At 70.9% G+C, this 22,133-nt stretch carries 16 protein-coding genes and 1 pseudogene; 5 read left to right on the forward strand and 12 right to left on the reverse strand.

The genetic code is table 11. The features are described 5' to 3' along the window. Window positions 1-16: 16 nt before the first annotated feature. The 9 genes from ACTMTJ_RS40935 to ACTMTJ_RS40975 all read right to left on the reverse strand — a co-directional run bounded on the left by ACTMTJ_RS40935 (window position 17) and on the right by ACTMTJ_RS40975 (window position 12,066). The gene (locus tag ACTMTJ_RS40935; RefSeq protein WP_441224151.1) at window positions 17-1,045 is read right to left on the reverse strand and encodes a WD40 repeat domain-containing protein; all 1,029 of its coding nucleotides are present in this window, start codon (window positions 1,043-1,045) and stop codon (window positions 17-19) included. Further along, window positions 1,042-2,034 (reverse strand): CobW family GTP-binding protein, encoded by a 993-nt coding sequence (locus ACTMTJ_RS40940; protein ID WP_441224152.1) that lies wholly within the window; start codon window positions 2,032-2,034, stop codon window positions 1,042-1,044. The genes ACTMTJ_RS40935 and ACTMTJ_RS40940 overlap by 4 nt, the downstream gene beginning before the upstream one ends. A gap of 273 nt (window positions 2,035-2,307) precedes the next feature. Continuing rightward, window positions 2,308-3,567, reverse strand: a complete 1,260-nt coding sequence (locus ACTMTJ_RS40945; protein WP_441224153.1) for a CobW family GTP-binding protein — start codon at window positions 3,565-3,567, stop codon at window positions 2,308-2,310. Continuing rightward, a complete protein-coding gene (locus tag ACTMTJ_RS40950) occupies window positions 3,564-5,345 on the reverse strand; it encodes an ABC transporter ATP-binding protein (protein ID WP_441224154.1) in 1,782 nt (593 codons plus the stop codon). Before ACTMTJ_RS40950 ends, ACTMTJ_RS40945 begins: the two co-directional genes overlap by 4 nt. Next, entirely contained in the window at window positions 5,345-7,153 is a 1,809-nt protein-coding gene (locus tag ACTMTJ_RS40955) for an ABC transporter ATP-binding protein (protein ID WP_441224155.1), read from the reverse strand. Before ACTMTJ_RS40955 ends, ACTMTJ_RS40950 begins: the two co-directional genes overlap by 1 nt. Next, the gene (locus tag ACTMTJ_RS40960; protein ID WP_441224156.1) at window positions 7,150-8,736 is read right to left on the reverse strand and encodes an ABC transporter ATP-binding protein; all 1,587 of its coding nucleotides are present in this window, start codon (window positions 8,734-8,736) and stop codon (window positions 7,150-7,152) included. The genes ACTMTJ_RS40955 and ACTMTJ_RS40960 overlap by 4 nt, the downstream gene beginning before the upstream one ends. Further along, the gene (locus ACTMTJ_RS40965) at window positions 8,733-9,539 is read right to left on the reverse strand and encodes an ABC transporter permease subunit (protein ID WP_441224157.1); all 807 of its coding nucleotides are present in this window, start codon (window positions 9,537-9,539) and stop codon (window positions 8,733-8,735) included. Before ACTMTJ_RS40965 ends, ACTMTJ_RS40960 begins: the two co-directional genes overlap by 4 nt. Further along, on the reverse strand, window positions 9,536-10,507 hold the full coding sequence (locus tag ACTMTJ_RS40970; protein ID WP_441224158.1) for an ABC transporter permease: 972 nt from the start codon (window positions 10,505-10,507) through the stop codon (window positions 9,536-9,538). Before ACTMTJ_RS40970 ends, ACTMTJ_RS40965 begins: the two co-directional genes overlap by 4 nt. Further along, window positions 10,507-12,066 carry an ABC transporter substrate-binding protein gene (locus ACTMTJ_RS40975; protein ID WP_441224159.1) on the reverse strand — a complete coding sequence of 520 codons (1,560 nt, stop codon included), beginning with the start codon at window positions 12,064-12,066 and terminating at the stop codon, window positions 10,507-10,509. Before ACTMTJ_RS40975 ends, ACTMTJ_RS40970 begins: the two co-directional genes overlap by 1 nt. 457 nt (window positions 12,067-12,523) lie before the next feature. On the opposite strand from ACTMTJ_RS40975, the gene ACTMTJ_RS40980 reads away from it, so the two are divergent. Both ACTMTJ_RS40980 and ACTMTJ_RS40985 read left to right on the forward strand, forming a co-directional pair. Continuing rightward, window positions 12,524-15,004 carry a glycosyl hydrolase gene (locus ACTMTJ_RS40980; RefSeq protein WP_441224160.1) on the forward strand — a complete coding sequence of 827 codons (2,481 nt, stop codon included), beginning with the start codon at window positions 12,524-12,526 and terminating at the stop codon, window positions 15,002-15,004. 92 nt (window positions 15,005-15,096) lie between these two features. Beyond that, window positions 15,097-15,564: a DUF5818 domain-containing protein gene (locus ACTMTJ_RS40985; RefSeq protein WP_441224161.1), complete on the forward strand. Its 468-nt coding sequence runs from the start codon at window positions 15,097-15,099 to the stop codon at window positions 15,562-15,564. A gap of 53 nt (window positions 15,565-15,617) precedes the next feature. Here ACTMTJ_RS40985 and ACTMTJ_RS40990 read toward each other — a convergent pair. Next, a pseudogene (locus tag ACTMTJ_RS40990) lies at window positions 15,618-15,767 on the reverse strand (30S ribosomal protein S14); the annotation flags it as partial. Window positions 15,768-16,680: 913 nt separating this feature from the next. Between ACTMTJ_RS40990 and ACTMTJ_RS40995 the strand changes: the two are divergent. Further along, entirely contained in the window at window positions 16,681-17,553 is an 873-nt protein-coding gene (locus ACTMTJ_RS40995; protein WP_441224162.1) for a tyrosine-type recombinase/integrase, read from the forward strand. Here ACTMTJ_RS40995 and ACTMTJ_RS41000 read toward each other — a convergent pair. Next, entirely contained in the window at window positions 17,519-18,403 is an 885-nt protein-coding gene (locus ACTMTJ_RS41000) for an IS3 family transposase (RefSeq protein WP_441224163.1), read from the reverse strand. The two genes, ACTMTJ_RS40995 and ACTMTJ_RS41000, sit on opposite strands and share 35 nt — an antisense overlap. A gap of 2 nt (window positions 18,404-18,405) precedes the next feature. Next, window positions 18,406-18,681 carry a transposase gene (locus ACTMTJ_RS41005; protein ID WP_441224164.1) on the reverse strand — a complete coding sequence of 92 codons (276 nt, stop codon included), beginning with the start codon at window positions 18,679-18,681 and terminating at the stop codon, window positions 18,406-18,408. Window positions 18,682-18,970: 289 nt separating this feature from the next. On the opposite strand from ACTMTJ_RS41005, the gene ACTMTJ_RS41010 reads away from it, so the two are divergent. Then, entirely contained in the window at window positions 18,971-20,443 is a 1,473-nt protein-coding gene (locus ACTMTJ_RS41010; RefSeq protein ID WP_441224165.1) for a hypothetical protein, read from the forward strand. A gap of 273 nt (window positions 20,444-20,716) precedes the next feature. Further along, window positions 20,717-21,643, forward strand: coding sequence for a sigma-70 family RNA polymerase sigma factor (locus tag ACTMTJ_RS41015; RefSeq protein ID WP_441224166.1), 927 nt, complete (start codon window positions 20,717-20,719; stop codon window positions 21,641-21,643). Window positions 21,644-22,133: the final 490 nt, after the last annotated feature.

The following is a 22,133-nucleotide window of genomic DNA, read 5'->3' on the forward strand; positions in this document are numbered from 1 at the left end:
GGTTCACTTCCCTCGGTCAACGGGCTGGGGCGAGCTGGGCAGTGTCGATTGCACGGAGCGTGCCGAGCTGGGTGGCGATCAGCAGCCGCTGCGGGTCGAGCCAGGCCAGGGCGGTGCCGGCGGCGTCCAGGTCGAGGCGTGCGGCCGGGCGCGACGGCTTGCCGGCGGTGCCGGTGGCGGGTCGCCACAGCGCGGCGGCGGCGTCCCGGCCGGCGGTGGCCAGCACGGCGGCGGTCCCGGGCCGCCACGCCATCGCGGTCACGGAGGCGTCGTGGCCGCGCAGCATGCGTGGGGAGGTGCCGGCGGGGCCTTTACCAGCGAAGTCCCACACGGTGAGGTCCGGGGCGCCGTTGTTGGCCAGCCAGCGGCCGGTGGTATCGAACAGCAGCCGGGTGACCTTGTCGGGGAAGCCGGCCATCTCCAGTTCGTTGCCGTCCCGGGTGCGCCAGATGTGCACGCTGCGGTCCTGGTTACCGGTGCAGATCCACCGCTGGTTGCCGGTGGCCGCGATGGCCAGGTGCGAGCCGGGGTACGGGTAGTGGCCGACCGGGTCGGTGCGGTGCCGGGCGTACCGGTAGACGCCGTTGTAGGCGGACACCGCGATCTCCCGGCCCTGCCGCAGCCAGGTCAGGTCGGTGACCGTGCTCGGCGCCGGACCGGTCTGCCACAACACGGCACCGTCAGCGGCGTGCACCACCACGTGGCGGCCGCAGGCGATGGCAACCCGGTCGTCGCCGGCCCAGCGGGCGCGGGCAGACCAGCCGTCCGCTCGTGGTGTGTCGAGGCGGCGGTCGGCGGTGTGCCACAGCTGATATCCGGCCGTTCCGGTCAGCGCCAGGTGGGCGCCGTCCGGGGAGAAAGCGGCGTCGAGCAGTCCGCCGTCGACCGCCAAAGAAGCGGATGTTTCGCCGGTGTCGGCGTCGTAGATGGTGCAGGTGCCTTCGGCGCCGGCCACCGCGACCAGCCCGCCCGCGGTGGCGAGCGCGACCGGTACATCGTCCACAGTGGTCTGCCAGAGGAGAGCTTCGGCGGTGGTGGTGCTCACGCGGCGGCTCCGGTCAGGCAGGCGGTGAACCCGGCCTCAAGCTCGCCGCGGTCGAGGTTGCGGCCGATGAAGGCCAGGCGGTTGGTGCGCGGCTCGCCGTCCCGCCAGGGGCGGCCGTCGTCGCCGTCGAAGAGCATGTGTACGCCCTGGAACACGTACTGCTGGTCTTGTCCGGCGAGGGCGAGGATGCCCTTGGAGCGGAAGATGTCCACGCCCTTGGTGGCCAGCAGCTCGCCGAGCCAGTCGTTGAGCTTGTCGACGTCGACCTCGCCCGGCGTTTGGATGCCGACCGAGGTGACGGTGGCGTCGTGCTGATGATCGGTGTCGGTGAGGAACCGCGGGTCGGTTTCCAGGACGCGGGACAGGTCGAACGCGCCCACGTCCAGGATCCGGTTCAGGTCGAGTTTGCCGTGCTGGGCGGGGATGATCTCGGCCAGGGCGTTGACCTGCCGCAGCCGCGTGCGGATGTCACACAGCTCGGCGTCGGCGACGAGGTCGGTCTTGTTCAGGATGATGCGGTCGGCGAAGGCGACCTGTTCGATGGCTTCGTTCTCCACCCCTTCGGGTTTGACCTCGTCCAGGTGGGTGAGGATGTGCTTGGCGTCGACGAGCGTGATGATGGCGTCCAGGCGCAGCTGGTCGCGGATCTCGTCGTCGACGAAGAAGGTCTGCGCGACAGGTGCTGGGTCGGCAAGGCCCGTGGTCTCGACCAGGATCCGGTCGAAGCGGTCCCGGCGGCGCATCAGCGCGCCGAGGATGCGGATCAGGTCGCCGCGCACGGTGCAGCAGATGCAGCCGTTGTTCATCTCGAAGATCTCTTCTTCGGCGTCCAGGACGAGGGCGTCGTCGATGCCGATCTCGCCGAACTCGTTCTCGATGACGGCGATGCGCATGCCGTGCTGCTCGGTGAGGATCCGGTTGAGCAGGGTTGTCTTGCCCGAGCCGAGGAAGCCGGTGAGCACGGTCACGGGTACCCGGGTGTCGGTCACAGCTGGCCTCCAGGGGTGATGGTGTCGCGGACGTCTTGGCCGGTTACATCGGACAGTGGCTTGTGGATGGTCCACCGCCGAGGCGCCTCGCGGCCGCCAGCACGGCGACCACCGTCTCCACCGGTGGACAGTCTGGTTCGGCACATCTCAGTTGCTGTACGACGACCGTGTGCCGGTCATCGAGGCCGAGGACCTGACGCACCACCGCTTTGAGGGCGCCGCTGTCGGCGGCCGGCATACGTGTCGTCCGCACCGGGCCGGGGCGGCGGTCGCTCATGGCTGCGCCTGCGTTGTGAAGCAGCCGGCGAACGGGTCGCTCCAATGCCGCCACACTTCCTCGCCGGTGGCCAGTTCGCCGTCGGACAGCAGGCATGCGGACAGCAGCCGGTGCAGGCCGACAGCATCGAGGTCCAGGCCGATGAAGACCAGGTGACTGTGCCGGTCACCGTAGTACGGATCCCATTCCATCGCGGCGGCCAGCCTGCGCATGTCGCTTTCCTCGTCCCAGCCGGCGTCCGGGAGCGCGGCTAGCCACGATCCGAGCGAGCCCATGGAAAGGCCAGCGCCGGCCGACTCCCAGGCCACGACGGTGTCCGGCTGGCTGGCCAGCCACAGGTGGCCGCGGGAGCGCAGGACGCCGTCGGTGATCCCTTCGAGGGCCTTGTGCAGCCGTCCGGGGTGGAACGGCCGGCGGGCGCGGAAGACGGCGGACACCACACCGCAGTCCGGGATCGGCTCGTGAACCCCGACCGTATGCCCCTCGATGCCGCGCGCCAGGACGGCGGGGGTGTCCGGGCGGTGCCGGCCGGTGTGCCGCAACCGGGCGGCCAGCGCGGTGCCGTCGATGACCGGCTCGCCGAGCGTGAAGTGGGCGGCCCACGGCGCCATCCGGTGCAGCAGTATGGAAAGGCGGGTGGTGTCGAAGCTGCCCTCTGTGGACTGTCCCCAGAGGACGATCGTGTCGGCGTACTCGATCTGCCGGGAGATCACGTCGGCGACCGTGCGATGGTCGTCGTCGGCGGCGTGCAGGCCGTGGCGGGCCAGTTCGTCGGTGCTGGAAAGGCCGCCGAGCAGGCGGGCCGCGTCGACGACCGTGACGTACGAGTCGAAACGCACCGCCTCGGTAACCGGGGCACCGTCGACCAGGCAGTACTCGCACGCGGCGGCCAGCGTCTGCGGCTCCACGGCCTCGGGGAGGATCAGGACGAGGTCGTGGCACGGATGCTGTCGTGCCAGCCGTACCAGGGTGGGCAGCACGTCTTCGCGCAGGGTGCAGGCGGCACAGCCGTGGACGAGGCTGACCCGCTCGTCCTCCAGTACGCCGGAGCCGGTGCGTACGATCCGGTGCACGACGCCGTCCCGTACGCCGGCCAGGTCGTGCCGGACCAGCAGCAGCGACGGGTCGACGGCCAGCAGCGCGCGGGCGGTCGCGAACGTGGCGGCGGGCCAGAACCCGGACAGCACGGTGACGGCGGGTCGGGTGTCGGTCCGCACGTCGACTGCGCCGGGTTGCGCATGCGGCGGGAGCATCACGTCAGCCCTCCTGTTGGGGGTGTCGGGTTGAGCTGCCATTGGCTGGCCTTGGTGCGTTCGTGCCACATGCGGGTGTAGAGACCGCCCGCAGCGAGCAGTTCGTCGTGGGTTCCGGTCTCGGCAACCTTGCCGGACTCGAGGACGATGATCTGGTCGGCGTCGCGAATGGTGTTGAGCCGGTGGGCCACGACCAACACGGTGCGGTGCTGGACGAGCCGGGCCAAGGCCTGCTGTACGGCGTGTTCGTTGATCGGGTCGAGCGCGGCCGTGGCTTCGTCGAGCAACAGGATGGGTGCGCCCTTGGCGACGGCGCGGGCGATGGAGACACGTTGCCGCTCGCCGCCGGACAGGGTCTGGCCGCCTTCCCCGATGGGTGTGCCGTAGCCGTGGGGTAGGTCGGTGATGAAGTCGTGGGCCTGGGAGGTGCGGGCGGCGGCCTCGACGGCGGCCGGCGTGAGGTCGGTGTTGCCGAGGGCGATGTTGTCTCGGACGGTCCCCTGGAACAGGTACACGTCCTGGGGTACCAGGGTGATGGTGTCGAAGAGTTGGTCGGCGGAGAGGTGGCGCAGGTCGGTGCCGCCGACGGTGATGGCGCCGCTGTCCGGGTCCCAGAAGCGGGCGACGAGGTTGAGCAGGGTGGTCTTGCCGGCTCCGCTGGGGCCGACGATCGCGGTGACCGTGCGCGGGGGGACGGCGAAGCTGACGTCGTGCAGCACGGGCTGGTCGGGTTGGTAGCCAAAGGTGACCCCATCCAGCTGGACGCTGGGCTCACTGGGCTTGGCCACCGGGGCGTCGGGGTACGTCTGGGCGGGCAGGGCCAGGAGCCGGCAGATCCGTTCCAGCGCGGCGTCGGCGAGGCGGACCTGTTCGACGCTGGAGGCGAGTTCGAGCAGCGGGTTGTAGACGCGCAGGATGAGGACCAGGAAGGCGATGAGGGCGGCGGCGTCGAGGCCGCCACCGAAGAGGCGGTACGCACCCGCGGCGACGACCAGGGGAACGCCGAGTTGCACGGTGCCCATGGTCAGCAGCGCTATCGGAGTGAGCCGGACGGCGAGGCGGTCGTTGACGGCCCGGAGGTCGGCCACGGCGTCGCGGTACCAGCCGAGGCGTTCGCCGGTGCGGTCGAACGCCCGGATCACCGCGATTCCCTGCACGTATTCGACGATCCGGCCGGCGCTGGCGGCCATTCGGTCGCCGCGGTCCAGGGCGTTGGCCCGGAAGTAGCGGTTGGCCCACCAGAACAGCGGCGCGGCGACCAGGACGCTGGCCGTGGTCGCGGCGGCCATCGCCGGATCGAGCACAAGGAGGCCGGCGAAGACGAAGACCGGCAGCGCGGCGGCGCCCAGTAGCTGCTGCATGCCGACGCTGGCGAAGGTGGACACGGCCTCGTAGTCCGTGGTGAGCACGGAGCTGACGTCGCCGGTGCCGCGCTGCCGCAGCGTGCCGAGCGGCACGCGGTGCACGTGTTCCAGGGCGCGTAGCCGGGCGTCGCCGATCGCCTCGTACGTGGAGATCCAGGCGAACCGGTTGGCCGCGATCGCCAGGCCGTACTGGACGACGGCGGCCGCCACCATGACGACGATCGCGGTGGTGACCACCGGCGCGGTGAGCGTCTGAGTGCGGACACGCTCGATGGTCCAGACCAGCGCGACCACGGGCGCCGCACCGACCAGCGCCTGCGCGAACCGCAGCGCGACGCCCACGGCGAGGCGGCGGCGGTACGGTCCGAACAGCTGCCACACCGCCCTGATCGGACCCCGGTACGTCGTGGTGGTCATCATGCCTCCTGAGCGTGCACGGCGGCCGACACCGAAATCTGTTGCGCGCCTTCGAAGGCGGCCCACATCCGGGCGTACAGGCCATCGCGGGCGAGCAGTTCGTCGTGGCGGCCGCGCTCGACGATCCGGCCGCCGTCCATGACCAGCAGCTGGTCGGCTCCGGCCACGGTGGACAGCCGGTGGGCGACCATGATGACGGTGCGGCCGGCGGTGAGTGCGGTGATCGCCTCTTGCAGGGCGAGCTCGTTCTCCGGGTCGACGAACGCGGTGGCCTCGTCGAGCACGATGATCGGCGCGCCCTTGAGCAGCGCCCGGGCTATCGCCAGCCGCTGCCGCTCCCCGCCGGACAGGCGGCCGCCGCGCTCCCCGAGCCGAGTGGCGTACCCGTCGGGGAGCGCCATGACGGTGTCGTGGATGTGGGCGGCGCGGGCTGCGGCGACCAGCTCGGCGTCACTGGCGTCGGGCTTGGCCAGGCGCAGGTTGGCCGCCACCGTATCGTCGAACAGGAACGTCTCCTGGAACACGAACGTGACCTGCTCCATCAGCTGGGCGAACGGCATGTCCCGCACATCCGTCCCGCCGACCCGCACGGTGCCGGCGTCAGGGTCGTAGAAGCGGCAGATCAGCCGCGCGACCGTGGTCTTGCCAGCCCCGGACGGCCCGACCAGCGCGGTGACGGTCCCGGGTCCGGCGCGGAAGCTCACCTCGTGCAGGGCATCGGCGGCCGACTGGTCACCGGGATAGCGGAAGCTCACCCGGTCGAACTCCATGGCCGGTTCGCCGATCTGGGCGAGGTCGGTGGTTTCCGGTAGCTCACCGGCGTCCCGCAGCGCGGTAACCAGCCCGGCGGCCAGCGACAGGTGCCCGAGCTGCACGCTCAGCTCGGTCAGCTGGAGCACGGGTACCCCGTAGCCGATCCCGAAGATGGCGAAGAACAGCAGGTCCGCGGCGGTCAGGTGGCCGGTGTGGTAGAGGATCAGGGCGACCGGAGCGATCGTGACGACGGTGCCGGCGGCGAGCACCTGAAAGCCGGTGTAGAGCGGCAGGAACTGCCGCCCCCACCGGGCCTGGAAGCGGGCGGCGTCGGTGACCGCGTCACGGGTCTCGCCGTACAACTGGCCGGGCCGGTGGAAGGTGCGCACCACCGGCAGGCCGCGGATCAGCTCGACCAGCGAGCCGTTCATCCGCCCCATCGCCACCATGTACTCGCCGAGCTGGTCCTTCCCGCTGCGCCGGATCGACGCGTTCATCAGCCACAGTCCGGCGACCACGGTGGCGAGGGCGACGAGCGCCAGCCGCCAGTCGACCACTGCCATCCACGCGGTCAGCGCGAGGATGGACACCGCGGCGGCGACCAGGTCCGGCAGCGCGTGGGCCAGGAACAGCTCCAGCCGTTCCACGTCGTTGGAGATGGTCCGCTGAAGGGCGCCGGACTGGCGGCTGGTAACGAAGCCGAGCGGTACCCGGGTCAGCCGCACCCCGACGCGTAGCCGCAGCCGGTACAGGGTGGCGAACGCGGCCCGGTGCGAGATCCAGATCGACGTGCCCAACAGCACGTACTGGGCGACCACGAATACCAGCGCCAGCAGCGCCAGCCGGTAGAAGTCGGTACGGGTGGCGGAGCCGTCGACCAAGTGGCGCAGGGCCTGGTGGATGACGTACAGCGGACCCAGCCGGCACAGCGCTCCGGCAGCGGCGAGGACGGCGGACAGCGCGTACCGCGGCCAGTCCGGGCGGGCGAACGGCAGCAGCGACCGCACCCCACCGGACAGCGTCAGCGGTGTGTCGTTGCTGTTCTGGTCGGTCATGACGACGCCTCCAAGGAAAGAGCCGTGGCGAGGGTGGCGTGCAGCGACGGTGCGGCATTTACCAGCGCTCGGCCGGCCACAGACCGTGGCCGGCTCAGGACCGCTTCGGTCGTGTCGTACTCGCCCAGGTGTCCGTCTTCCAGGACGGCGACGGTGTCCGCCATCCGGCGGACCAGGCCGAGGTCGTGGGTGATGAACACCACGGCGACGCCCTCGTCGCGGCGCAGCTCGTCGAGCAGGCCGACGATGGAGTCTGCCACGGTGGGGTCGAGCGCCGAGGTGATCTCGTCGCACACGAGCACACGCGGCCGGGCGGCGAGGGCCCGGGCGATGGCGGCCCGCTGCCGTTCGCCACCGGACAGTTGCCCAGGCCGGCGGCCGGCGAGGTCGGCGCCGAGCCCCACCCGGTGCAGCAACTCGACCGCCCGCGCGGCGGCCTGCCGCCGGGACATGCCGTGCAGCAGCCGCAGCGGGCGGGCCACCGCAGCGCCGACGCGCCGGTGCGGGTTCAGCGAACCGTACGGGTCTTGCGGGATGAGCTGCAGCCAACCGCGCTGCTCGGGGCTGCGCCGCTCGGCGGCCGGCGCCAGGACATGGCCCGCGACCCGGACCTGACCGGCGGTGGGCTGATGCAAGCCGGCCAGGCAGCGCGCAAGGGTGGACTTGCCAGAGCCGCTGGCTCCCACGAGGGCGAGCGCTTCACCGGGCCGTACCTCGAAGCCAACGTCGTGGACGACGTCGCCGTGACCGTATCCGGCGCTCAGGCCGTGCACGCACAGCACCGCGGGATCCGCGGCCGGCGCGCTGCGGGGCCAGTCGGCGCGCGGATCCGGGTACGCGTCGACGAGGCGCCGGGTGTACGGATGGGCGGGAGTCCGCAGGGTCGGCCGGCAGTCGCCGGTCTCCACCTGCACCCCGTCCCGCAGGACGACCACGCGGTCGGCCAGCCGGGCGACCAGGTCGAGGTCGTGGCTGATCACCAGCAGGGCAAAGCGCTGCTGCCGTTGCAGCCGGTCGAGCTCCGTGACGACCAGCGCGCGGGTGCCGGGATCCAGCCGGCTGGTCGGTTCGTCGAGCACCACCAGCCGCGGCTCACGTGTAAGCGCACGGGCCAGCGCGAGACGCTGCTGCTGCCCGCCGGACAGCTCGCTGGGCAGCCGGCGCAGGAACCCGGCGTCGGTCGGCAGGCCGACACGGTCCAGGCGGCAGCCGATCGCGGCCGGATCGCGTTCAGCGGGTTCGAGCAGTTCGCCGATCTGGTTCGCGACGCGCATTGTCGGGGTGAGCGTGGCCGCCGGGTCCTGCCCCAGCCAGGCCGTGTGCTGGCGGCGCAGCCGTCGCCGCGCCCGCTCGGGCAGCGTGAAGACGTCCTGCCCGCACAGCCGTACCCGGCCGGCGGCCAGGCGCAGGCCGGGGCGGATGATCCCCAGGGCCGCCAGCGCGAGGGTGGTCTTGCCGGCGCCGGACTCGCCGACGACCCCGACCCGTTCCCCCGCCTGCAAACGCAGAGCGATGCCGTCGACGACGGGCCGCCCCACTGGACCGGTGACGCGCAGGTCGGTGATGTCCAGCGGCGCGGTCATCGCGCACCCCGCAGTCGGCCGGCGAGGCGATCCGCGAGCAGGTTCACCGAGACCGTGAACGCCACCACACACAACCCCGGGGCCAGCAGCGCCGCCGGATTGAGGCCGCCGGCGTCAGCGTTGCGCGCCACCATCGTCGCCCAGTTCTGCCCGCCGATCGGCGCGAACCCGAGGAAGCTCAGCGTGGCCACCAGGTATATCGAGCCGACCAGGCGCAGGCCGGCGTCGGTCAGGATCGGACCGGCCAGGGCCGGCGCCAGCTCGCGGGCCAGGATCGCGGTCCGCCGCTCGCCCATGGCGACGGCGTGCTCCACGTAGCCGCTGCCCGCCACTCGGGCGGCCGCGCCGCGCAGGTAGCGGACGCTGGTGGGCACGCCGAGCAGCGCGACCACCGCCACGACCAGACCGGCGGGCGCCCGCGAACCGACGACGATCACCAGTACGAGCAGCGGCGGCAGGACCAGCAGCAGCTCGGTGGCCCGCAGCAGCAGCCGGCTGCCGCGCCCGGACCGCCAGCCGGCCAGCAGCCCCAACGGGACCGCGACCAGGCTGCCCAGCGCCACCGCGAGGACCGGCACGACTACCACACCGCGAGCACCGGCCAGCAGGCCGGAGAGCACATCGCGGCCGAGGTGGTCGGTGCCCAGCGGCAGGCCCGGCCGGGCAGGCTCGTACGGGATGCCCACGATGGCGTCGCCCCGGTGCGGCGCCAGGTGCGGGCCAGCCAACGCGAGCGCCGCGGCGAGCGCGGCCGGCGCGGCGACGAGCACCAGCGCGACCGTCCGCAACCGTCCGGCTCTCATCTCCCGCCCCCCACGGCCAGGGCCGCCTGGCGCCCGGACCGACCGTGGAACAGTTCGGCGGCCAGGAACCCGGTGATCGCGACGGCGGCCAGGACCAGGCCGGCCGCTTCGACCTGGACCGCGTCCCGGGCCCGGACCGCGCTGGCCAACAGCGCACCCAACCCGGGGTACGCGAACACCGTTTCCACCACCAGTGCTCCCCCGACCAGGTACGGCACCAGCAGCGCCAGCACCTGCGCGATCGCTCCGGCCGCCGGCGGCAGCACGTGCCGGCGCAGCACCAGGTGCTCCGGCAGCCCGACGATCCGGGCCGCCTCGACGTGCGGACCGGTAGCGACCTCGGCGACGACCCCGCGGACCATCCGGGCGGTGTACGCACCCCCGTACAACGCCAGCGACGCGACCGGCAGCACCAGGACCGCCGGCTGCGACACCGGCCCCGTCCCGGGCGCGAGCAGCGACACCGGCGGCAGCCAGCCCAGGCCGAACGCGAAGACCGCGACCAACACAGCGGCGAGCGCGAACTCCGGCACCGCGGTCAGCGTCAGCGTCACCGCAGAGACCACCCGGTCCCGCCCGCTGCCCGGCCTCGCGCCGGCCAACAGACCCGCGCCGACACCCACCACCGCGATCACCACGAACGCGACCACCGCCAGCACCACACTGTTACCGGCCCGGTCGGCGACCACCGGACCGACCGGGGTCCGGGTGACCGCGCTGGTACCGAAATCGCCGCGCAGCGCGCCGCCCAGCCAGCGCAGGTACTGCTCGGCCACGGGCGCGTCCAGCCCAAGCTGGGCCCGCAGCTCGGCACCTCGCTCCGGGGTGTAGTTGCTGCCCAACGCCTGCGTGACCGGGTCACCGGGCAGCACCTGCACCGCCACGAACAACACCACGCTGACCGCCAGCAGCAACGCCAACGCGGCCGCCACCAGCCGCAGCACCCGACCCAGCATGGAAACGCCCATCACGCCGGCAGGTAGGCCGAGGCCAGCAGCGGCACCGACTGGCTCAGCCGCACACCATCCACACCGGGACGGACCGCATCGAGCTGCTCGGCGTACCCCCAGACGATGTCGCCACCGGAATCCCACAGGTAGCGCTGCAGCTCGTCGAACCGCTGCCGGCGGGCCGTGTCGTCGACGGTCGCGCGGGCCGCGGCGAGCCGGTGGTCGAAGTCGCCGCCGCGCACACCGGTGATGTTGAACGCCGCATTCGATCCAGTGAACGTGCTGATCATCGTCGCCGCGGGCCGGTTGATGAAGTAGAACGCCTGGAACGGCGTACTCAGCACGCCCCGGTAGTCGTCGAAGTAGGTGTCCGCTGGTGCCTGCTCCACGGTGATGGCAAGACCTGCCTCGCGGGCCTGTTCGGCCAGCAGCCGGGCCGCGTCGACGGTGCCGGCCACCAGGTCGGCCGCCCTGATCGTCAACCGGGTCACGCCCGCCTTGGCCAGCAACGATCTGGCCTGCTCCACGTCCCGGGTGCGTTGCGGCAGCTCGGTGTTGTAGCCGGGCAGGCCGAGCCCGTACACGTCGTTGCCGACCTGCCCCTGCCCAAGCAGCACGTTGTCCACCAACTGCTGCCGATCCACCAGCAGCCGCAACGCGCGGCGCACCTCCGCGTCGCGGAATGGGTCGGTCTGCACGTTCATCTCGAAGCTGCGCCCGAGCGAGTTGCCCGGCCCACCCCGACGGATCCGCACATCCCGCGAGTTCGCCACCGAACGCGCGCTGGCCGGGGTGACATCGACCGCGTAGTCGGCCTGCCCGCCGCGCACCGCGTTCAACCGCGCGGCCGGATCCGTGACCACCGCGATGGTGGCCTCGTCCAGCAGCGGCGCACCACCCCAGTACTCGCCGTTGCGGGCCAGCGTCACGCCCCCGCCCGCGGCCGCCGACACCAACCGGAACGGGCCGCTGCCCACACCCTTAGCCCAGTCCCGGTCAGTAGTGCCGTCCGGGAAGACCAGCGACATCTGCGCCAGCACCGACTCGACCAGGTCACCCCGCGCCCGCCTCAGCGGGACCTCGACGGTCCGGGCGTCGCGGACCTTCAGCTTCGCCAGATCCACATCGGCGTACAGCGAACCGAAGGTGGGGCTGCGCTTGGGATCGCCGAACATCCGCAACGAGTACGCGACGTCCGTCGCGGTCACCGCCCGGCCGTCGTGGAACCGCACCCCGTCCCGGATCCGGATCGTCCACCCGGTGGCGTCCGCGTTCGGCTCCACCGACTCCGCCAGCGACAACACCACACGGTCGCCCTCCAGGCGCACCAACTGGTCATATACCTGGAACATCGCGATGAAGCTGGCGCCGTCGGTCGCCGTCAACGGATTCAGGCCACCGGTCGGGCTACCCAACGCGACCAGCCGCAACCGGCCACCCCGCCGCGGCGACGACGACACCGCCGCCCCGGCCCCAGAGTCAGCGCCGCACCCGGCCACACCGGCCAGCCCCGCCGCCAGCGCGCCGGTCAACACCGCACGGCGCCGCACCCCGGCGCCCCTCGGCTCACCAGTCACCAGACCACCCCACACACCGACCCGTCTCCGACCCGCTCATGCTATCGCAAATGATTTTCATTGCGAGCAGCGCGGCGCGGGTGATCGGGATCTCACCGCGAGATGTGACTGCGTCTCCGGCGCGCGATGACCGAGGTCGTTATCCGATCGACGCTTGACAGGCTCTGTTGGCCTATTCCCCTTGGTGTAGTCGGCGAACTACGGTCCGATGTCGGGTGCGGTGCCCATGAGGGCGCCGTCGGGGAAACCTGGGGTGAGAGGGGCATCAGGCGTGCTCGTTCACAGTGGACGAATCAGATCTGGTGGGTTCAAAGGCGTTGCCGTCGCTATCGCGGCGCTGGTTGTGGTGGCGACCGTGCAGGGTCCGGCAGTGGCCGCCGATGCTGAGCGGCCGATCAAACATCCGAAGCCGGCGGCCGGGACGCATGCCGGGTCGGCTGGTCTGAAGACTTTCGCCATGCAGGAGGCGGTGGCGCGGCTGGCGCCGTACGGGTCGGTGGCGCCGGGTGAGTACGGTGAGGCGCTGGGTCAGATGAAGGGGTTGCCGGGCACGTTCGCGCCCTGGCGTGAGGTGACCGGTCAGGCATACGACGCCGACGATCCGAACTACCGCGATCCTGTCTTTTCGAACTCCGGCGCTGGCTGGGGCAACGTCGCCGGCCGGATCACCGGACTGGCGGTGGGCGGCGGCTACGTGTTCGCCGGCGGCGCCAACGGCGGTGTGTTCCGCAAGAAGCTCGGACCCGGCGGCCGGTGGACACCGATCTCGGACCGCATCCTCGCACTGTCCACCGGCGACTTGGTCTACGACGCGGCCGCGGACACCCTGTGGTACGCCACCGGCGAGGCCAACACCGGCGCCACCTCGTACACCGGCGCGGGTGTCTACCGGCTCCGGCACGCATCGCGGTCCAGCTTCAGCCAGGCCGATCGGGTCGGCGGCACCGAGTTGGAGTCGCGCAGCATCAACCAGCTGAAGTTCGACGGCGCCGGACGGGTGTACGCGGCGACCACCCGCGGGCTGTGGCGGCACTCGACGAACCCGGCCAAGCATGGCCAGGCGTGGGAGTTGGTGCTGATGCCGAACCCGGCCGACGACGCCGACATCAGCAAGCCGTACAACAACATCGTCAACGACGTCGTCATCCAGCCCGGCACGGGCGGCCGGGTCATCTTGGCCAACGCGGCGTGGCGCTCGGGCGCGGCGTACAACGGCTTCTACCTGTCCACCACCGGCGGCGGACCGGGCAGCTTCGCCAAGACGGCGCTGACCGGCGACGTAGACAACGCCGACGTCGGCAACGCCGAGTTCTCCGTCTCGCCGGACGGGTCGCGGTACGCCATGGTGCTGGAGGCACCGTCGATCGTCGCCCTGCAGGGCGTGTTCACCTCGAGCAGCCTGCTCGGCCCGTGGACGCTGGTCGCCGACTCGGCCAAGCTCGAAGACTCCGGCTCGGCCATCGGTGCCGACCAGGACTACCCGCCGGGCGTGCAGGCTTGGTACAACAACTTCGTCGAGGTCGACCCAGCCAACGCCAACCACATCTACCTCGGCCTGGAAGAGGTCTACGAGACCGAGGACGGCGGGGCCACCTGGAAGACCATCGGCCCGTACTGGAACTTCGGCTTCGACTGCTACGACGCCTCCGACCCGGACGGCGGCTGCCCGTCGACCACCCACCCGGACCAGCACTCCATCGCCATCTCCGGTGGCGTGCTGTACGTCGGCAACGACGGCGGCGTCTACTCCCGACCCAACGCACCCGGCAAGAGCGCCGAGGACGCGGCCGGCCACGCCACCGACTGGACCAACCACAACAACGGCCTGCGCACCTTGCAGTACTACTCGGTCGGCACCGGCAAGGACCCCAACCGGCGCGGCTACCTGGTCGCCGGCGGCCTGCAGGACAACGGCGGCTCGCTGCTACGGGCCGGCGCCCGCGAGCAGGTCAGCCCGTTCGGCGGCGACGGCGGCGACACCATCGTCAACACCCGCGACGGCTGCCAGATCCTCGACGAGTTCACCTTCCTGGCGCTGTGGATGACCAAGAACTGCGGCCAGTCCGACGGCTCGACCAGTGCCGTCTTCGACATCACCGTCCCGGATGTCAACGCACGCTTCACCGCACCGTTCCGGATCGTCCGCGGGTCCAAGAACGTCCGCGACGGCGCCAGCGAACGCTTCGTCGCCGGCGGCAACTCCTTCTGGCGGCACGACTACGGATTCGCCTACACCGCCGAGGAAGCCAACGCGGACCCGGACGACGGCAACGGCTGGATACAGCAGTACGCCACCGACACCACCGGCGCCCGGCTCATCGTCGGGATGGACGCAGTCGCCGACCCGTCCGCGCCTGCCGACCCGGCCAAGGACACCTACATCGCGTCCTGGTGCGGCCAGGCCAACTGCAACAGCGAAGGCTTCACCCGCGGCGTGGCCACCAACTGGGGCGGCACCTGGACCGAACTGGACCTGACCGGCCTGCCCAACCGCTTTCCCAACGCGGTCACCTTCGACCCGTCCGACCCCAGCAACTCCACCGTCTATCTGGTGTTCAACGGCTTCAACCGGCGGTTCATCGAGGGCCCCGGCGCGGGCGTCAAGCACGTGTACCGCGGCAAGCTGGCCAAGAACGCCGCCGGCCAGGTCACGGTGGCCTGGACCGACCTGTCGGTCGGCTTCCCGGACGTACCCGCCACCGACCTCGTGATCGTCGGCAACAAGCTCGTGGTCAGCACCGACCTCGGTGTGTTCGTCGCCGACAAACGCGCCACCCCGAACACCATCAAATGGCGCATGGTCGGCCTGCCGATCACGGTGCCCGGCCTCTCCCTGCCGCTGACCGCCGTGTTCGACCTGCACGCCTCGCAGGACGGCCACCTCTACGCGGCCACCCACGGCCGCGGCATCTGGAAGACACCACTATCCCTGCTGTAACCCGTCCAGCCGGCCGGCCCCGCCGCACACCGCGACGGGGCCAGCCCGGCCCACCCGGGGAACCGCACCCAGCACCCCGCCGTCTTACCAGAATGCGGAGATGGCTCGCCGTCGTCCTGCTGGCGCCCCTGCTCATCGGCTGCACCAGCCCCGCGGACGAGGCCGACCAACCAGCAAGGACAGCCCCGATGACCGGCGGCACCCCGAGCCCGGACCGGCAGGAGCCCGCACCGACCAACCCCGGCCCCAGCCCGACCGCCCCCGCGGTCCCGCCACCAACCGGCGCGACCAGGCCACCGGCACCGGGTGCTACCCCACCGCCACCCGACGACCGCCGCGGCGACCTCGTCAAAGGTCGACGCACACTGACCGGTGCCGTGAGCCGCGACGGCGCCTGCATCACCCTCCTGGTAGCCGGCAAGCGCTGGAGCCTCAGCGGCGCGCCCACCGAACGGCTCGCCGACGGCGACAAGGTCCGCGTCACCGGCACCGTGGCCACCGTCCGCGCCGCCTGTCCCGGCGACCACGCACTGGTCGTGACCCAGGTTCAGCCGGCGTAGCGACCCGGCTACCAGCTACGCCTTTCGTCGCCGAAACCGCATTGGGCGGCCGGCTACCACGACGCCGTGCGTACACCGGGAAGCTCGCCGCGCAGCGCCATCTGCCGAAACCGCATCCGGGACAGCGCGAAGCGGGGTCAGCACGCCCGAGGCCGTCCGTCGATTTGGTCGCGGGAGCGCAGGCGTACCGGACTGGAGTGGCGGCGTCCAGGTCGATGCCGATGAAGACCAGATGGTGGTGCCGTTCGCCCGATCGTGACCTGGTGGATGGGGTGAAGGGGACCCGTTCCATCGACCTATGGTGGCCGCAGGAGCAGGCCGACGCCGACCTGACCCGGCGAGTCCCGCGGTTCGGCTGCCGTCGAACTGGGGGCGCTGGTTCGAGCGTCGCGGCGTGGGCTGTCCCGGTCAGCTACGAGGACGAGCCGGCCTTTCGGCGGTGGTGCCGCCAGGTCCAGCCGGCTCCTCGCCCGGGCAGATCAGCCTGCACGGCATGCAGCCCCTGATCAAGGTGGAACTCAAATGGGGCTTGCACGCCTACGCCCAGCGCACCGACCACACTCGCTGGTGGATGCACTCGATCCTGCGCGTCGTGGAGGCCTGCCGCAGCCTCGGATCGCTGCACGACTACGACCTGGGCGGGGCCGGAGAGCACGAGCGGATGATCGTGACTGAGATCCTGCGCGACCTGGACATCGTCTACGTGACGCCGAGCGAGAGCAAGGCGGCCGGGTACATCGAGTTAGAGCACTTCGGGCGCCGGATCAGCAAGCTCAACAGCAGGTTCGACCTGACCGGGGTCCCGCAACGGTGGCTGCGCGACCTGCTCTGGGAGCACCTGGCGGACCTGCTGCGCTCGGTGGACTGCCCCCGCGGGCGCGGCACCTACTTCGCGATCCGGGTCGCCGTCCAGGAACTGGGTGCGTTCCTGGACGCCTTTGCGCCCGCGGCCGGCCACGACCCGTCCATGCTGTCGACCGAGCACGTCGAGCAATTCGTCGCCGACCACCGCCGGGCGCGAGAGCGGCTGCCAGCGCTGCGGCCGAACTCCACCACCAAGCCGGCAACCGTCACCAGCGTGACCCGCAACAGCACGTTCGACGTCCTGCGCAGGTTATGCGGGCGGCGTTGGAAGCTGGCCGCACCGACCCGATCGGCCTGGATCGGGCGTTCGTCTTCGCCTTCCCGCCGGGTGATAAGCCGGTCTTCCGGCCGCGCAGCCCGTTCCACGACGACACTGCCCGAGCGTTGGCCGACCAGTCGAACCTGGAGATGCTGGCCGGCGCGGATGTCACCGACCGGGGAGCCCGCGACATCTGGGAGACGATCGTGGCGACCGGGCGCCGCGCCGGCGAGGTCCTCGACCTGCGGCTGGACTGCATCGGGCTTCACAACGGCGTGCCGCTGCTGTGGCACGACCAGAGCAAGGTCGGCAACTACAACGAGGCCATCCGCATCCCCGACTACACCTTGCAGCGGCTGCGGGAACGGCAACGCAAGACCGTCACCCGATTCCAGGATCGCTACGCCCGCACACCGACCGCTGAGGAACGCGCGACGATGGCGCTGTTCCCGCGCGGCTACAAGAACCCACACGGCACCTACCCTGTCAGCCACAGCCGGTTCCACACCCACTTCCGCCGCTGGGTCCTCCACCTCGACCTCGGCCCCGCGGTCCCACACCAGGCCCGCCACACGCTGGCAACCAAGCTGCTGGCGGCCGGCGCCAGCCTGCAGCACATCAAGCGCTACCTCGGCCACGTCTCCGAGCGGATGACCGAGCACTACGCCGAGCCTCGGGAATTGCGTCGGATGGGCGAGGAGCCCGCGAATTCAAGGCGTGGACAGGCTATCGGCGGCGCTTTCCGGTGTTGTGGGACGGGTCGCCTGATCAGGGACTTTGCCGTAACCATCCCGTCTGATTGTCAATCCCCCAAGATCGTGGAGGGTGTCGTTATGCGGCGTTGGCCTTCCTGGCCTCGGCCGTGAAGTGTTCGTAGTCGGTGGGTGACATGCCGTCGCATGCGCTGTGTCTGCGGCGCTGGTTGTAGAAGTCGACGATCCAGGTCGAGATCTTGGTGCGGGCCTGGTGTCGGGTGGTGAACCGCTGCCGGTGGATGTACTCGACCTTGATGGTGGAGTTGAACGCCTCGGCGGCGGCGTTGTCCAGGGCGGAGCCGACCCGGCCCATTGATTGCAGCACGCCGAGGCGACCGCAGGCGGTCTCGTAGGCCTCGGACGTGTACTCACTGCCCCTGTCGGAGTGGAAGATCACCCCTTCGACGCCGCCGCCGCGAGTGGCCGCGGCCATGTTCAGCGACGCCACGACCAGGTCGGCATCGTGGTGGGCGCCCATGGCGTAGCCGAGCAGCCGGCGGGAGAACAGGTCGATCACCGTGGCCAAATAGAGTTTGCCTTCGTCGGTGACGATCTCGGTCATGTCGCCGCACCACAACACGTCCGGCGCCGGCGCACCGAACTTGCGATGAACTCGGTCTGGCGCAGCCGACCGCTTTCCTTGTTTCGTGAGGTTGCGGCGCCGCTTCGGCGCACGCCCGGCCAGGCCGAGCGCGGCCATCCGCCGGGCGACGGTGTTCTCACCGACCCGCCAGCCAGCCGCCCGCAGATCGAGGTTCACCCGAGGCGAGCCGTAGGTGCCGCCGGAGGCGTCGAAGACCTCACCGATCGCCTCGTCGAGCTCGGCCCGCCGTTTCTCGACCCCGGTGGGCCGGCGGTCGCGCCACTTGTAGTACCAAGACTCGGACACTGCCAGGGCGCGGCAGGTCACTGCGTGCGGCACACCATGGACGGTCCTCTGGGAGCTGATGAAGACGGCCACGGCTACTTCATCGCCTCCTTCACCCACAGGACCACGGAGCGCTTGAGGACATCCCGCTCCATCGCCAGCTCGGCGTTCTCCTTACGCAGCCGAGCCAACTCGGCCCGCTCGTCCTCACCCAACCCACCGGACGCGGCGGCCTCGCCCCGAGCCCGCCGGTCCTGATTCACCCAGTTCCCAAGCGTGCCCTCGTTGATCCCCAGGTCCCGGGCGACCACAGCGATCGGCTTACCCGTCTCGCGCACGATCCGGACGACCGCTGGGGCCACCGCGATCACCCGCCCAGCGTGCCCCCGCTGCAGCCGGGTGGTCGCCCAGTCTAAACGCCTCGAAGGGCAGCGGGTCTGCCGCACCTGTTTCGCCCACGCCGCCGCAGTGCCCTGCGCCCGCTGCGGCGCCGTGCGGGAACCGGCAACCCGCGACCCCGCCGGCCGTCCGCTGTGCCCGAACTGCCTAAGCAACGATCCCATCAACCTGGAAGACTGCGTCGGCTGCCGACGCCGACGACGGGTCGCCACCCGTACCCCAGGCGGTCCGTGGTGCCAAAGCTGCCGCCCGCGCCCGACTATGACCTGCGGGATCTGCGGACGGTCCGGGCCGTGCGAGATCTCCCGGGCCACCGGTCAGCCGTGGTGCGACCTCTGCCAGTCGCGGTGGGCGGCCTGCAGCCGCTGCGGCACCGTCGCGTCGGTCCGAGGCGGCACCCGCACACAACCGCTGTGCGCCCACTGCGTCAACCCCGACCCATCGTTCTGGGACCGCTGCCCGATCTGCCGCGACACCTGGCAGCTCAGCCCGCACCGCCCTTGCCACCGCTGCACCCTGACACAGCGGACCGACGACGTCCTCGCCGGCGGCGCCGGGCTGGTCAAGGCCGATCTCGCCGCGCTGCGACAGGCGCTGATCGCGGTACCTCGACCGGTCACCGCGATGGCGTGGCTGTCCCGGCCAGCCGTCGCCCACCTGCTCACCGAGATCGCCGCCGACCGTCGGGTGCTCACCCACGACCTGCTCGACGACCTACCCGCCGGCAAAACCCTCGACCACCTCCGGGCCGTCCTGGTCGCCGGCGGCACGCTGCCCGCCAGGGACGAACGACTCGTCACGCTCCAACGGTGGATCACCGCCACCATCGCCACCCGCACCGACCCGGCCGAACGGCAGCTGCTGCACCGCTACGCCGTCTGGCACCACCTCCGTCGGCTCCGCCGCCGGCTCGGCACCGCCCACGCCAGCCGCCTGCAGGCGCTCAACGTGCGCTGCCACACCACAGCCGCGGTCAACTTCCTGAACTGGCTGGCCAACCGCAACCTGGCCCTGGCCAGCTGCACCCAACTCGACCTCGACCAATGGGCAGCCGGTGACAACGCCAGCTACCGCGACGAAACCAGCCACTTCATCCGTCGGGCCACCGCCCACCGGCACGCCACCGGCCTGACCTTCGCCGCCCGAAGGTGGGACGGTCCCGCCGGCCCACACGACACCGAAGGCCGATGGACCACCGCCCGACGGCTGCTGCACGACGACACGATCGCCACCCCCGACCGGGTCGCCGGCCTGCTGCTTCTGCTCTACGCCCAACGCCTCAGCACCATCAGCGCGCTCACCGTCGACCACGTCAGCACCGCGAACGGGAAGGTCGCGCTCCGGCTGGGCAGCGCACCGACGATCCTGCCCGAACCGCTGGACGCGCTCGTCCTCAACCTCATCGCCGACCGCCGTCCCTATACCGTGATCGGACACCCCGACCAGACCCCCTGGCTGTTCCCCGGCCAACGCCCCGCCCAGCACATCAGCGCCGACCGGCTCAGCCAACGACTCGCCACCCTCGGCATCCACCCCGCCCGAGCCCGATCCACCGCCCTATTCGCCCTCGCCACCGAAATACCCGCCGCGATCCTTGCCCGCCTGCTCGGCATCCACATCAAGGTCGCCGTCGCCTGGCAACAGGCCGCCAGCGGCGACTGGACCACCTACGCCGCCGACGTCAGCCGCCGCCCCGATTCGCACGAAACGAGACACGACCGCACCAACCGCTGACCTGTCGTCACAAGTGACGTCAAGCGGAACATCCTCATCTGGCTCCGATGCGTGCGCATCTGATCATGAAATAATGATCTCTCGTTCGAATGCCGACGGTAACGGCGTTGAGCGGCACAGCTTCGGCCGCGCTGCGAAACAGGGCAGGTCTGGCCGTGCAGCACACCCCTTGTAAACGGCGAGCCTGCTTCATGCCGGTGCGGGGAGCCGAGCCGAGCAAACGCGTGTCCCGAAACGCGTATCCCGGCGGATGGTCGGCCCGTCGAGTACGGTATGACGGTACTCGATGATGATCTTCTCACCGGTGTCCGCGCAGCTCGGAAGGCGTTCTTCGAGCGCGTCGACCCGGTGCGTGCGGAGCTGCACCGCTACTGCCGCCGGCTAACCGGTGACATATGGGACGCCGAGGATCTGGTGCAGGAGACGCTGACCCGGGCGTTCAGCCGGGCGGCCGACAGCTTCGACCGGATCGACAGGGTGCTGCCGTGGCTCATCAGGATCGCCACCAACGCCTACATCGACGCGTGGCGGCGACCCCGGCCCGCGCTCGTCGAGGTGCCGGACACGGCGGCGCTGGGCGGTGCGGACCCGCTGGAGGTGCGCGATGCCCTCGGCGAGCTCGCAACCCTCCTCGCCCCGCAGGAACGGGCGGCGGTCGTACTCAAGGACGTCTTCGACTACCCTCTTGCCGACATCGCCAGGATCCTCGGTACCACGGTGGGCGCGGTCAAGGCTGCGCTGCACCGCGGCCGGGAACGGCTTGGCGGGCGCGCCCCGGCGCGGCGGCGCCCGCAGCCCGACCGGGCGGTCATCGAGGCGCTCGCAGCGGCCTTCAGCGCCTACGACGTGGAACGAATCGTTGCGCTGCTCCTCGACGGCGCCGAGTCGGTGCTGGTTGGGGTCGTGCACGAGGAGGGCGCCGAAGCGATGCGCAACGGCTCGCTGCACCACATGTTCGTTATCGAGTCCGACGTGCGCTACCGCGCCGAGGTCGGTGAACTCGACGGCGAGCCGCTGGTGCTGATGTGGCAGGCGCCGGTCGACGGCTCGCTGCCGGAAGCGCTGGTCGAGGTTATGCGGGTCGACACGGTAGGCGGGCTGGTCAGCCGGATGCGGTGGTACTACCACTGCCCCGAGACACTGGCAGAACTCGGGGAAAGGCTCGCGGTGCCGGTTCGGGACCATGGGTACCGATTCTGACGGCGACGATTCGTCCTCCAAAGGACTCTCTGCTTCAATGGCACGGCCGCGCTCATCTGGCCGCGCTCATCTGCCACGATCCGTTCGTTACGAAGCGTCACGACGAGTTCCCGGCGGGTGCCTGGTCGATGCTTGCTGAGCGCGTGCTCATGGTCGACGGGCGACTTCAACGAAGAGCGGCGCCTGCGGCCGGCCGAAGGCTGGGCGGGTGACCGGACGATCTGCGGTAGCCCATTCGGAGAGTTCCAATATCCGACGTCACCATCAAAGGTCGCGCTCAGCGACATCGACGACGTCCTCCAACAGGTCTGGGTCACCGGCCCCGCCGGTGCGACGGCCCGCGCGGTCGGACCCGACCCGGCCACCCCGACGAACCGACGTACGCCGGCCCAGCCGATAAGCCCGGCAACACCCCGGGACTGGACGACGAGTTGGATGCCACCGTGCGCAAGGCGCGCACCACAAGGTGCACGACCGGGCTCGTGAACTA

Origin of the sequence: Phytohabitans sp. LJ34 (assembly GCF_052068095.1) — a bacterium.
GTDB lineage: Bacteria > Actinomycetota > Actinomycetes > Mycobacteriales > Micromonosporaceae > Phytohabitans.

Excerpts from the sequence above, each read along its gene's own strand:
- ACTMTJ_RS40950 (WP_441224154.1), bottom strand. The coding sequence starts at position 5,345 with ATGACCACCACGACGTACCGGGGTCCGATCAGGGCGGTGTGGCAGCTG.
- ACTMTJ_RS40985 (WP_441224161.1), top strand. The coding sequence starts at position 15,097 with ATGCGGAGATGGCTCGCCGTCGTCCTGCTGGCGCCCCTGCTCATCGGC.
- ACTMTJ_RS40955 (WP_441224155.1), bottom strand. The coding sequence starts at position 7,153 with ATGACCGACCAGAACAGCAACGACACACCGCTGACGCTGTCCGGTGGG.
- ACTMTJ_RS41015 (WP_441224166.1), top strand. The coding sequence starts at position 20,717 with ATGACGGTACTCGATGATGATCTTCTCACCGGTGTCCGCGCAGCTCGG.
- ACTMTJ_RS40965 (WP_441224157.1), bottom strand. The coding sequence starts at position 9,539 with ATGAGAGCCGGACGGTTGCGGACGGTCGCGCTGGTGCTCGTCGCCGCG.
- ACTMTJ_RS40970 (WP_441224158.1), bottom strand. The coding sequence starts at position 10,507 with ATGGGCGTTTCCATGCTGGGTCGGGTGCTGCGGCTGGTGGCGGCCGCG.
- ACTMTJ_RS41010 (WP_441224165.1), top strand. The coding sequence starts at position 18,971 with ATGACCTGCGGGATCTGCGGACGGTCCGGGCCGTGCGAGATCTCCCGG.
- ACTMTJ_RS40995 (WP_441224162.1), top strand. The coding sequence starts at position 16,681 with ATGCGGGCGGCGTTGGAAGCTGGCCGCACCGACCCGATCGGCCTGGAT.
- ACTMTJ_RS40960 (WP_441224156.1), bottom strand. The coding sequence starts at position 8,736 with ATGACCGCGCCGCTGGACATCACCGACCTGCGCGTCACCGGTCCAGTG.
- ACTMTJ_RS40980 (WP_441224160.1), top strand. The coding sequence starts at position 12,524 with ATGCAGGAGGCGGTGGCGCGGCTGGCGCCGTACGGGTCGGTGGCGCCG.